This is a genomic window from Tsukamurella sp. DT100, assembly GCF_049844855.1.
Classification (GTDB): domain Bacteria; phylum Actinomycetota; class Actinomycetes; order Mycobacteriales; family Mycobacteriaceae; genus Tsukamurella.
The window spans coordinates 207,305-219,166 of sequence record NZ_JBNCLV010000010.1 but is presented as its reverse complement, the minus strand read 5'-3'; the positions used below and the strand labels follow the sequence as shown (position 1 = coordinate 219,166).

The 11,862-nt window shown below is 69.5% G+C and carries 11 protein-coding genes; 1 reads left to right on the top strand and 10 read right to left on the bottom strand.

From position 1 onward, the window contains the following. Positions 1-112: 112 nt before the first annotated feature. The 4 genes from gap to ACLQ3K_RS22400 form a co-directional block, all read right to left on the bottom strand. Positions 113-1,132 (bottom strand): type I glyceraldehyde-3-phosphate dehydrogenase, encoded by a 1,020-nt coding sequence (gap, locus tag ACLQ3K_RS22415; RefSeq protein ID WP_426001684.1) that lies wholly within the window; start codon positions 1,130-1,132, stop codon positions 113-115. Between the two features lie 80 nt (positions 1,133-1,212). Beyond that, on the bottom strand, positions 1,213-2,241 hold the full coding sequence (fbaA, locus tag ACLQ3K_RS22410; protein WP_426001683.1) for a class II fructose-bisphosphate aldolase: 1,029 nt from the start codon (positions 2,239-2,241) through the stop codon (positions 1,213-1,215). A gap of 56 nt (positions 2,242-2,297) precedes the next feature. Next, the gene (gene pyk / locus ACLQ3K_RS22405; protein WP_426001682.1) at positions 2,298-3,719 is read right to left on the bottom strand and encodes a pyruvate kinase; all 1,422 of its coding nucleotides are present in this window, start codon (positions 3,717-3,719) and stop codon (positions 2,298-2,300) included. A 56-nt stretch (positions 3,720-3,775) separates the two neighbouring features. Continuing rightward, the gene (locus ACLQ3K_RS22400) at positions 3,776-4,738 is read right to left on the bottom strand and encodes a sugar-binding transcriptional regulator (protein WP_426001680.1); all 963 of its coding nucleotides are present in this window, start codon (positions 4,736-4,738) and stop codon (positions 3,776-3,778) included. A 175-nt stretch (positions 4,739-4,913) separates the two neighbouring features. Here ACLQ3K_RS22400 and ACLQ3K_RS22395 point away from each other — a divergent pair, with 175 nt between their 5' ends. After that, entirely contained in the window at positions 4,914-5,945 is a 1,032-nt protein-coding gene (locus ACLQ3K_RS22395) for an ATP-dependent 6-phosphofructokinase (protein ID WP_426001679.1), read from the top strand. Positions 5,946-5,972: 27 nt separating this feature from the next. On the opposite strand, the gene ACLQ3K_RS22390 is transcribed toward ACLQ3K_RS22395, so the two are convergent. The 6 genes from ACLQ3K_RS22390 to ACLQ3K_RS22365 all read right to left on the bottom strand — a co-directional run bounded on the left by ACLQ3K_RS22390 (position 5,973) and on the right by ACLQ3K_RS22365 (position 11,837). Next, a complete protein-coding gene (locus tag ACLQ3K_RS22390) occupies positions 5,973-6,749 on the bottom strand; it encodes an aspartate/glutamate racemase family protein (protein WP_426001678.1) in 777 nt (258 codons plus the stop codon). Between the two features lie 92 nt (positions 6,750-6,841). Further along, on the bottom strand, positions 6,842-7,942 hold the full coding sequence (gene galK, locus ACLQ3K_RS22385) for a galactokinase (protein ID WP_426001676.1): 1,101 nt from the start codon (positions 7,940-7,942) through the stop codon (positions 6,842-6,844). Beyond that, positions 7,939-9,039 carry a galactose-1-phosphate uridylyltransferase gene (gene galT, locus ACLQ3K_RS22380; protein ID WP_426001675.1) on the bottom strand — a complete coding sequence of 367 codons (1,101 nt, stop codon included), beginning with the start codon at positions 9,037-9,039 and terminating at the stop codon, positions 7,939-7,941. Before galT ends, galK begins: the two co-directional genes overlap by 4 nt. Further along, positions 9,036-9,836 (bottom strand): DeoR/GlpR family DNA-binding transcription regulator, encoded by an 801-nt coding sequence (locus ACLQ3K_RS22375; protein ID WP_426001673.1) that lies wholly within the window; start codon positions 9,834-9,836, stop codon positions 9,036-9,038. The genes galT and ACLQ3K_RS22375 overlap by 4 nt, the downstream gene beginning before the upstream one ends. Further along, positions 9,823-10,122: a hypothetical protein gene (locus ACLQ3K_RS22370; protein WP_426001672.1), complete on the bottom strand. Its 300-nt coding sequence runs from the start codon at positions 10,120-10,122 to the stop codon at positions 9,823-9,825. Before ACLQ3K_RS22370 ends, ACLQ3K_RS22375 begins: the two co-directional genes overlap by 14 nt. 14 nt (positions 10,123-10,136) lie before the next feature. Continuing rightward, positions 10,137-11,837: a sodium:solute symporter family protein gene (locus tag ACLQ3K_RS22365; protein WP_426001671.1), complete on the bottom strand. Its 1,701-nt coding sequence runs from the start codon at positions 11,835-11,837 to the stop codon at positions 10,137-10,139. Positions 11,838-11,862: the final 25 nt, after the last annotated feature.

The following is an 11,862-nucleotide window of genomic DNA, read 5'->3' as shown; positions in this document are numbered from 1 at the left end:
GCCGCGCGGGCGAAGCTGCCATCGGCCAGCACGATCTCCACCTCCACCGTGGGGTTACCACGGGAGTCGAGGATCTCGCGGGCGCCTACCTGGACGATCTCTCCGGCGGCCGTCACAGCGACTTCCCCACCAGGCCGGTGAGATCCACGAGGCGATTGCTGTAGCCCCACTCGTTGTCGTACCAGGAGACGACCTTGGCCTGGTTGTCGATCACCTTGGTGAGGCCGGCGTCGAAGAGCGAGCTGTGCGGGTCGGTGACGATGTCGGAGGAGACGATCGGGGCGTCGTAGTACTTGAGGATGCCCTTGAGCTTCCCCTCGGCCGCGGCCTTGAGGGCGGCGTTGATCTCGTCGGCGGTGGCGCGCTTGCCCAGCTCGACGGTGAGGTCGGTGACCGAGCCGGTGGGGATCGGCACGCGGAGCGCGTAGCCGTCGAGCTTGCCCTCCAGCTCGGGGAGGACGAGGCCGATGGCCTTGGCGGCGCCGGTGGAGGTGGGCACGATGTTGATCGCGGCGGCGCGGGCGCGGCGCGGGTCCTTGTGCGGGCCGTCCTGCAGGTTCTGGTCCTGCGTGTAGGCGTGGACGGTGGTCATGAGGCCGCTGACGATGCCGAACTCGTCGTTGACGACCTTCGCGAGCGGGCCGAGGCAGTTCGTGGTGCACGAGGCGTTGGAGATGATGTTCTGGCTGCCGTCGTACTTGTCGTCGTTGACGCCCATCACGATGGTGATGTCCTCGCCCGAGGCGGGCGCGGAGATGACAACCTTCTTGGCGCCCGAGTCGAGGTGGCCCTGTGCCTTGTCGCGGGCGGTGAAGATGCCCGTCGACTCGACGACCACGTCGACGCCGAGGTCGCCCCAGGGCAGCGCCGACGGTCCCTCGCGGACCTCGAGGGCCTTGATCACCTGGTCGCCCACGCGGATGGAGTCGCCGTCGGCGACCACGTCCGCGTCGAGGCGGCCGAGGATGGAGTCGAACTTGAGCAGGTGCGCCAGCATGGCGTTGTCGGTGAGGTCGTTGACCGCGACGATCTCGATGTCGGTGGCGCCGCCGAGCGCCTTCTGGGCGGCGACGGCCCGGAAGAAGTTGCGGCCGATCCGGCCGAATCCGTTGATGCCTACGCGAATCGTCATGGTTGTTCCTTTCAGAGGTGTCCGTTCGCGGTGTCTCCGCGGCGTCGGACGGGATGTGTCTGTGGTGCAGCCTGTTCGGGCTACTTCGTGCTGATCGACTTGCCGGCGGAGTGCAGGTCGTTGCACGCCTCGACGACCCGCTCGGCCATCGACGTCTCCGCCTTCTTCAGGTAGGAGCGGGGGTCGTAGACCTTCTTGTTACCGACCTCACCGTCGATCTTGAGCACACCGTCGTAGTTCGACAGCATGTGCCCGGCCACCGGGCGGGTGAACGCGTACTGGGTGTCGGTGTCGACGTTCATCTTCACCACGCCGTAGGACAGCGAGTCCTCGATCTCCGACTTCAGCGACCCCGACCCGCCGTGGAAGACGAAATCGAAGGGCTTGCTCCCCGCCGGCAGCCCTAGCTTCTCGGAGGCCACCGCCTGACCGTCCCGCAACACCTCCGGACGCAGCTTCACATTCCCCGGCTTGTACACGCCGTGGACGTTGCCGAACGTCGCCGCCAGCAGATACCCCTCCGCGCCCAGCGCGTCGACGGTCTTCGCGAAATCCTCATCCGAGGTGAACAGCTTGTCGTTGATCTCGTTCTCGACGCCGTCCTCCTCGCCGCCGACCACGCCGATCTCGATCTCGAGGATGATCTTCGCGGCCTTCGACTTCGCCAAAAGGTCCTGCGCGATCTCCAGGTTCTCCTCCAGCGGCACCGCCGAGCCGTCCCACATGTGGGACTGGAACAGCGGGTTCTGGCCCTTGTCCACCCGCTCCTGCGAGATGGCGAGCAGCGGGCGCACGTAGGAATCGAGCTTGTCCTTCGGGCAGTGATCGGTGTGCAGCGCGACCGTCACGTCGTACTGCGCCGCCACCACATGCGCGAACTCCGCCAACGCGACCGCACCGACCACCATGTCCTTGACACCCAGGCCGGAACCGAACTCGGCGCCGCCGGTGGAGAACTGGATAATGCCGTCGCTGCCCGCATCGGCGAAGCCCTTGATCGCCGCGTTGATCGTCTCGCTCGACGTGCAGTTGATCGCCGGATAGGCGTAACCGCCCTCACGGGCGCGGTCCAGCATCTCCCGGTAGGCCTCGGGGGTGGCGATAGGCATGGTCGTGTCCTTCTGTAGCTGAGTGGAAGTCGTGGGAGTGGCGGAGAATCAGGCGCTCAGTGGTCGTCTTCGCCGATGCGGTGCACCTGGATCAGGTTGGTCGAGCCGATGGTCCCGGGAGGAGCACCGGCGACGATGACGACCTGATCGCCCGTGGAGTAGCCGCCGATCCCCTCCAACGAGTGGTCGACCTGCCGGATCATCGCGTCGGTGCTGTCGGCGCCGTCGACCAGGAAGGTCTCCGTGCCCCAGGACAGGGCGAGCTGGCTGCGGACCTCCGGCAGCGGCGTGAACGCCAACAGCGGCAGGCGGGTGTGCAAGCGGGCCAGGCGACGCACGGTGTCTCCGGATTGCGTGAAAGCGACGAGGGCCTTGGCATTGAGCCGCTCGCCGATGTCGCGCGCGGCGTAGGAGATGATGCCCGGCTTGGTACGCGGCACGTGGTTCAGCGGCGGCACGGACGGCGCACCGTCCTCCACGGCCTGCACGATCTTGGCCATCGTCCGGACGGTCTCGATCGGGTACTTGCCCACCGACACCTCGCCGGAGAGCATCACCGCATCCGCACCGTCGAGGACGGCGTTCGCGACGTCGGAGGCCTCCGCGCGGGTGGGGCGGCTGTTCTCGATCATCGACTCCAGCATCTGCGTGGCGACGATGACCGGCTTGGCGTTCTCGCGGGCGATCTGGATGGCCCGCTTCTGCACCAGCGGCACCTCCTCCAGCGGCAACTCCACACCCAGATCACCGCGGGCGACCATCACCGCATCGAACGCCAGGATCACCGCCTCCAGGTTCTCGATCGCCTCCGGCTTCTCCAGCTTCGCGATCACCGGAATCCGGCGGCCCACACGGTCCATCACCGCATGCACCCGCTCGATATCCGCCGGCGCCCGCACGAACGACAAGGCGATGAAATCCACCCCCAGCTCGAGCGCGAACTCCAGATCCTCAATGTCCTTCTCACTGAGCGCAGGAACCGAGACGTTCATCCCCGGCAGCGAGACACCCTTGTTGTTCGAAACCGGGCCGCCCTCGGTGACCTCACACACCACATCGTTGCCGTCGACCGAGGTGACCTTCAGGCCGACCTTGCCGTCATCGACCAGCAACCGGTCGCCCGGGCGGGCGTCCTGCGCCAACTCCTTGTAGGTGGTGGAGACCCGATCATGCGTGCCGACCACATCATCGACGGTGATCCGCACCGTCTCACCCGTCTCCCACACGGTCCGGCCGTCACCGGCGAACCGGCCCAGCCGGATCTTCGGGCCCTGCAGATCCGCCAGGATCCCGACCGCACGACCGGTCTTATCCGAAGCCTCACGAACCCGCTCGTAGTTCACGCCGTGATCGGCGTGCTCACCATGGCTGAAATTCAGGCGCGCAACATCCATGCCCTCCTCGACGAGAGCAAGAACCTTCTCATCGGTTCCGACAGCGGGGCCCAGGGTGCAGACGATCTTGGTTCGACGAGTCACAGGACGGAACGTATGCACCCCGGATCGGGGTGACAACCGTCACGCCCATATGGGCATCAGGCGCGATCCGCCGATTCGGCCGGCGCCACGCGCAGCAGCGAGATGGCGGTCTCGCGGTCGGTGACCAGCGACGTGACGACCCCGCTGATGAGGCTCGCACGGATGGCCTCCACCTTCTGGTGGCCGCCGGCGATGGCGATGACCTCGTCGACCGCGCTCAGCTCGCGGTACGAGATGGCGAGCGTGCGCCCGCTGTAGTTCGTGCGCACCGGCCGCCCCGCGGCGTCGAACTGGATGGCGCAGAGCTCGGCCGCGACGTTGAGCGAATCCAGTTCCGCCCGGCCCTGATCCGACAGCATGGCGTACACCTGGGAGCCCGTGAGGTCGAGGCTGCCGACCGCGACCACGGCCACGGTGATCCGCTTCCACAGGCCCATCGCGGTGGCGACGCCGGGCTGCCGGGCGAGGGCCGCCTTCATCCGCTGGTCCGACATGATCAGCGGCGCGTAGATGGGGTACTGGGGGCCGCGGGAGACCGAGGTCAGCTGGCGCACCAGGTCGACCGAGCTGGCCTGCACGTCGCCCACCACGCCGGACATCTGGACGATCGTGCACGGCGGCAGGTCGCGGACGTGCTGCGCCATCGCGTCCAGGGTGCGCCCCCAGCCGACGCCGAGCACGTCCGACTCGGTCACGACCTCGCTGAGCAGGTCCGCAGCGACCCGGCCGAGGCCGTGCCGCAGGCCGTCGAAGTCGGTGAACGAGCCGGTGGCGACCAGCGCGCGTCGCAACCCGTACGCACGGCGCAGCCGCTCCGAGAGGTCCGCGTCGACCGCGGCATCGGTGTTGATCTCGATGCGGACCAGGCCCGATTCGAGGCACGCGTCCAGGATCCTGGCCACCTTGTACCGGGACAGCCCGTACTCGGCGCCGATCTCCATCTTCGACTTCCCGTCGAAGTAGAACCGTCGCGCGATGGCGGCGGCCTGGACGACTTCGGCCGGCCCCATGGACCCCATCGGTGCCTCCTGTGCAACGTCGTGGGCGGGACGTCCGCCACCCTCAGCGTAGATCGTCCGGACATCGGTCAGCGCCCATATGGGCGCGGCCGTTGTCGAAACGTTCCGATCCGCGTCTGATGAGTCGAGAACGACGACGGCCGTACGGCCTCGTTCCCACGACGAAGGGGAAGAAGTGCGCATCGGAGTGTTGACCGGTGGTGGTGACTGCCCGGGCCTGAACGCGGTGATCCGCGCGGTGGTCCGCACCAGCGACTCCCGCTACGGATCCGCCGTCGTCGGATTCCAGGACGGCTGGCGCGGCCTCCTCGAGGACCGCCGGATCCACCTGTCCAACGACGACCGCAACGACCGCCTGCTCACCAAGGGCGGCACGATGCTCGGCACCGCCCGCACCCACCCTGACGTCCTCAAAGCCGGCCTCGACCGCATCAAGGCCACCCTCGACGACAACGGCATCGACGTCCTCATCCCCATCGGCGGCGAAGGCACCCTCACGGCCGCCTCCTGGCTCGCCGACGAGGGGGTGCCGGTCGTCGGGGTGCCCAAGACCATCGACAACGACATCGACTGCACCGACGTCACCTTCGGCTTCGACACCGCCCTGACCATCGCCACTGACGCCATCGACCGGCTGCACTCGACCGCGGAATCACACCAACGCGTGATGCTGGTCGAGGTGATGGGCCGCCACGCCGGGTGGATCGCGCTGAACTCCGGCCTCGCCTCCGGGGCGCACGCCGTCCTCATCCCCGAGGTGCCCTTCGACGTCGAAGAACTGTGCACGATGATCAAACGCCGCTTCCAACGCGGCCACGCCAGCTTCATCGTCGTCGTCGCCGAAGGCGCCAAACCCGCCGACGGCACCATGGAACTGCGCGTGGGCGGCACCGACGAATTCGGCCACGAACGGTTCACCGGCGTCGCGCACCAACTCGGCGTCGAGATCGAAAAACGCATCAACAAAGAGGTCCGCACCACCGTCCTCGGCCACGTCCAACGCGGCGGCACCCCCACCCCCGCCGACCGGGTCCTCGCCACCCGCTACGGCGTCAACGCCGCCGACGCCGCCCACGCCGGCAAAACCGGACAGATGGTCTCCCTCCGCGGAACCCAGATCGGCCTCGTCCCCCTCGCCGAAGCAGTCAAACAACTCAAACGCGTCCCCCGCGACCGCTACGACGACGCCGCCGAATTCTTCGGCTGAACCGATCCTCCGGCGGCACCGCCGGACTCAGCCCACGGCCTTGAGCGCGCTGGAGACCGCGGCGTTCACGGCCACGACCAGCGGCACGTCGAACTGCGGCTGCAGCCGCAGGGCGGACGGCGACAGCGGCCCGCCGCCCATGATCACCGCGCGGGCACCGTCCTGATCCACCGACTGCCGCACGGCCTCGCGCAGCGCAGCGTCGAGGGCGTCCGGCGACTTCACCAGTTCGGTCGCGTCGCCGGGCGTGACGCGGACGCCGCGGTACTGCGCCAGGAGCCCGAGCTCGGCCGCCTTCTGCCGGAAGGACTCCACCAGTGCGGGATCCGAGGTCACGGTCGCGATGCCGAAGGCGCGGCCGCCCTGGCCTGCCTCCCGAAAGGCCTCAGTGCCGATGCCGAAGACGGGGATCGAGACCGCCGCGTCCAGGTCGGCGAGCCCGGGGTCGCTGAACGCCGAGACGATGATCGCGGCGACGCCCGGCTCCTTCGCCGCGGCGACGCCGCGCTCGACCACGCCCCGCGCCGCCGTCGCCATGTCCTGCTGCGTGGTCAGCAACGCCGGGGCCCCGTCGTTCGTGACCCCGACGATGTTCGCCGCGCCGCGCGCGTGCGCGGTCGCGAGCTCGACCATCGAGGCGGTCGCGCTCGCGCTGGAGTTCGGGTTGATGAGCACGATGGTCTTGACCGGCGCCGCCGCGCTCGACGAGCTCCCTGCCGCAACGTCGCCGCTGCTTCCGCAGCCCGCGATCGTCATCGCCGCCGCAACGATCCCCACCGCGAGCACCCCGCCTCGTACCGCCATGCCGCACCTCTTCCCGCCGGCGTCGCGCCGAGCATCAAATTCCGTTATGCGGAATGTACGCTCCGGATCGCGGCGAGTCCGACGAACGCGCGTTACCGTCGCGATCGCACAGCCGGAAGGAGATGCGCACCGCGCCCCGGACGGACAGCCGTGACGGTGGGGACGGGGTGACCCGCCCCCGCGATTCTCGACGGCAACGCGTCTGCGATCCGTTCGGCCGCAGTCGCGGACGCCAGGGCGATGACGGTGCCGCCGAAGCCGCCGCCCGTCATCCGGGCGCCGTACGCACCGAGCTCGACCGCGGTGTCGGCGATGAGGTCGATCGCGGGAACGGTGATCGCGAAGTCGTCGCGCATCGACGACTGCGAGGCGGTCATCAGCGCGCCGAAGGCGGCATGGTCCGCGCGCCGTAGCGCGGCCGAGGCGTCGAGCACGCGCCGGTTCTCGGTGAGCACGTGCCGGGCGCAGCGACGGATCTCCACGTCCTCCAGCGACTTCCAGGCGTCGTCCGCGGCATCGCGCAGGGCAGCGACACCGAGCCGCGCTGCGGCGGCCTCACACGCCTCGCGCCGCCGCCGGTACTCCCCCGCCGCGTGCTGATGCGGCGTGCAGGAGTCGATGGCGAGCAGCACGTCGTGGTCGAGGCGCAGGGGAACGGGATCCACGGCCAGCGTGCGGAAGTCGAGCAGCAGCGCAGTGTCCTCCGCGCCGTACATGCTGCTCATCTGGTCGAGCAGGCCGGTGGGCGCGCCCACGTAGTCGTTCTCGGCGCGCTGCGCGAGCCGGGCTACGACGGTGCGGTCCATCGCATCCGCCCCGGCGGCCGCGACCAGCGCCGGCAGCACGGCGCACTCGAGGGCCGCGGAGGACGAGAGTCCCGCCCCCACCGGCACGTCCGAGCGGAGCCGGAGCGTGCCGGCGGGGACGTCGACGCCGTGCTCGCGGGCCGCCCACACACACCCCGCGACGTACCCGGCCCAGCCCCGCACCCCGCCCGGGCGGGTGTCCAGCGGGACGGTGACGGCTCCGTCCTCCTGGGCGGAGGTGACCTCGATCGCGGAACCGGTCGCGTCCGGATCGAACTCGGCCACGGTCCCGACCTGCAGCGCGATGGGCAGCGCGAAGCCGTCGTTGTAGTCCGTGTGCTCCCCGATCAGGTTCACCCGCCCGGGGGCGTACGCGCGCACCGTCATCCGATCACCCGGCGCAGCTCGTCGGCGATGGCCTCCGGCGTCTTGTCCGTGACGAAGGCATCGCGGCCGGACTCCGAGCCCGCCAGGTACTTGAGCTTGTCCGCGCTGCGGCGGATGGAGAACAGCTCGGCGTGCAGGTAGCCCTCCGCGGAATCGAATCGGTACTGGTGCCACGAGGCGATGTACGGCAGCGCCGCGTCGTAGAGGGCGTCGAAGGCGCGGAGCAGCACCAGGTAGACCGCGGCCAGGTCGTCCGCCTCGGCGTCGGTGAGCTCGGACAGGTTGCGCACGTGCCGATTCGGGTAGACGTGCGCCTCGACCGGCCATTTCGCGGCGTAGGGCACGAAGGCGGTCACGTACTCAGTGCGGACGAGGATCCGCGCACCATCCGCGATCTCGCCGGCGAGCACCGCCTCGAACAGGTCGGCGCCGTGGTCGGCGCGGTACTGCGCGGCGGTGCGCAGCAGCGCGGCGGTCCGGCGGGTGCGGAAGGGGTAGCCGTAGATCTGGCCGTGCGGGTGTGTGAGCGTCACGCCGATCTCCTCGCCGCGGTTCTCGAAGCAGTACACCTCCTCGATGTCACTGCGCGCCAGCAGTTCCGCGGTGCGGTGGCTCCACGCGTCGATCACCAGCCGCGCCCGCCGCTGCGACAGCCCGGCGAAGGAACCGTCGTGATCGCTGGTGAAGCAGACCACCTCGCACCGGCCCAGCCCCGGCCACTCCACGCGCAACGGGTCCACCTGCGCGGGCTGGTCCGCCGCGTAGCCGTCGGGCGCCGAGAGGGAGGGGAAGCGGTTCTCGAAGACCACCACTTCGTAGTCCGCCGCGGGGATCTCGCTCGACAGCCCCGTGGGATCGGGGTCGAGCGGACACATGGCCCGCGGCGGCTTGTACGTGCGCTCCTGCCGGGCCGGCGCGATGATGACGTTGTCGCCGGTCGTCGGGTCGCGGCGCACGGTGGTCACCGGCACCGTCGGGCGGGCGGGCAGGTCCCGTCGGTCCGCACCGATCGACGGCGGACCGTCGGACGAGAAGAAGAGGATCTCGCGGCCGTCGGCGAGGCGGGACGCGGTGGGGGCGGCTATCTCGCGGGTCATGGGGCGCCTTCCGGTGCGACGGTGAGCGGGACGGCGGCGGCCAGCGCCTCGCGGGCTGCGGTGCCCAGGCCGTCGTCGACGATCAGCGCGTCCGCGTCGGCGAAGCGCGCGAACAGGTGGGCGCCGATCTCGCCGTACTTGGTGTGGTCCGCGAGGAGCACGGTGGACCGGGCGCTGCCGATGAGGCGCCGGTTCGTCTCGGCCTCACCGATGTTGGGCGAGGTGAACCCGGCCGCGGGATCGATCCCGTGGCAGCCGAGGAAGGCGAGGTCGCAGCGCACGCGCTCGAGCATGGCGTTCGCCACGGGCCCCACCAGCGCGTCCGACGGGGTGCGTTGCCCGCCCGTCAGCTGCACGTCCGAGGCCCCGGTCGGGTCGGCGCCGGCGTCGTCGGGGTCGGTGAGCACGTGGAAGATCGAGATCGAGTTGGTCACCACCGCGACGCGGCGGCCCCGCAGCAGCCGCGCGAGCTCGAGGGTGGTCGTCCCGGCGCCGACCGCCACCGTCATCCCGTCCTCGACGAGAGCTGCCGCGGCGGCCGCGATGGCGCGCTTCTCGGCGGTGTCGCGGACGGCCTTCTGCGCGGACCGCGGCTCCACGCCCCGTCCGGCCCGAGCACCGGGCAGGACCGCCCCGCCGTGCACCTTGGCGAGCTCGCCGGCCTCGTCGAGCCGGTCGAGGTCGCGACGGATCGTCATCTCGGAGACGCCGAGCCCGGCCGCGAGGTCGATCACCCGGACGGAGCCGTGGGCGGCCGCCGCCTCGAGGATCATCCGGCGTCGGTCAGCTGCGAGCACGCCCCACGCCCATCACTGCCCACGCCTCGAAGCCGATGGCGACGAGGACGAGGGCACCGCCCACCCACAGGTTCCCGGCGCTGCCCGCCGCCATGTCGACGCGGTCGGGCGTGTGCTCGAATTCGCGGGCACCCAACTCGGCGAACGACGGCACGAGTCCCGCGATCAGGAGCAGGACGCCGTAGATCCCGAGCAGGGCGGCGATGACGGTGCGGATGTCGGACAGGAGCGCCAGCTTCGTGGACTTCTTCGCCGGAGCGGACGCGGTTCCGTTGTCGTTGGTCATGGTTCAGCTCCTCGTCAGTGGAAGATCAGGCCGAGTGCGACGGTCGTGGAGAGCACCGCGGCACCCAGGGGCACGGGCCGCGAGTACCAGGGCGCGGAGGCGTCGTCCTCGCCCCGCAGGGTGGCCTTGTCGGTGAGCGAATAGACGTAGCCCGCCAGCTCGGATTCGGGCTTCGGTTTCGTCACGGCGGAGACCAGCACGGAGACCACGATATCGACCACGAAGGCCGCCGATGCGGCGACGAAGGCCATGCCCTGGCCGGGCAGGTCGATCACGCCGGTCTTCTGCAGGATGAAGACGCCGATCGCGGCCAGCGTGCCGGAGACGAGGCCCACCCAGCCGGCGGTGGGCGTCATCCGCTTCCAGAACATGCCGAGCAGGAACGTCGCGAACAGCGGCGCGTTGAAGAAGCCGAACAGCGTCTGCAGGTAGTCCATGAGGTTGGAGTAGCCCGCGGCGATCGTCGCCGTGCCGATCGCGAGGAACACCGCGATGACCGTCGCGACCTGGCCGACGCGGATGTAGTAGGAATCCTCGCGGTCCTTGACCACGTACTGCTGCCACAGGTCGTAGCTGAAGACGGTGTTGAACGCGGAGACGTTGGCCGCCATGCCCGCCATGAACGACGCGATCAGGCCGGCGACGGCCACGCCCAGCAGGCCGTTGGGCAGGATGTCGCGCATCATGAGCAGCAGCGCGTCGTTGTAGGTGACGCCGTCCGGCGCGCCGTTGTTCTTGAGGTTGATCATGTCGCCGATCGCGGCGGCGCAGATCATGCCCGGCACCACGACCACGAAGGGGATGAACATCTTCGGGATGGCACCGATGATCGGCGCGCGCCGCGCGGCCGACATCGAATCCGAGGCCATGGCGCGCTGCACCTCGACGAAGTTCGTGGTCCAGTAGCCGAAGGAGAGCACGAAGCCGAGGCCGAAGACGATGCCGACGACGGACCAGACCGGCGACTCGAAACCGCTGAGCGCCTGTCCGGGCCAGGTGTGCAGCTGATCGGAGACGGTGGCGGTGACGCCCTTGTCGGAGCGGGTCTCGATCACCTTCTCCTTGAGGCCGCTCCAGCCGCCGATCTTGATCAGGCCGATCACGGTGAGCGGCACCAGCGCCGCGAGGATCACGAAGAACTGCAGGACCTCGTTGTAGATCGCGGCGGAGAGGCCGCCGAGCACGGTGTAGGTGAGCACCACCGCCGCGGCGACGAGGAGCGAGACCCAGTGCGGCCAGCCGAGCACCACGTTGATCACGGTGCCGAGCAGGAACAGGTTGACGCCGGCGATGAGCACCTGGGCGACGGCGAAGCTCAGCGAGTTCACGAGGTGTGCGCCGGTGCCGAAGCGCTTGCGCATGAACTCGGGGACGCTGCGCACCTTCGAGCCGTAGTAGAACGGCATCATCACGATGCCGAGGAAGACCATCGCCGGGACGGCGCCGATCCAGTAGTAGTGGAAGGTCGACATGCCGATCTGGGCGCCGGTGGCCGACATGCCCATGATCTCGACGGCGCCGAGGTTCGCGGAGACGAAGGCGACGCCGGTCACCCAGGCCGGGAGCCGCCTGCCCGAGAGGAAGAAGTCGAGGCTGGACGCGACCTGCGTACGGGCCAGGTACCCGATGCCCAGGACGAACACGAAATAGATCGCGACCAGCGTGTAGTCGAGCAGTCCGACGTTGAGTCGGAGTGCGTTGTCGGCGAGGAGCATCGCGCCTCCAGGGGGTCAGGGAACG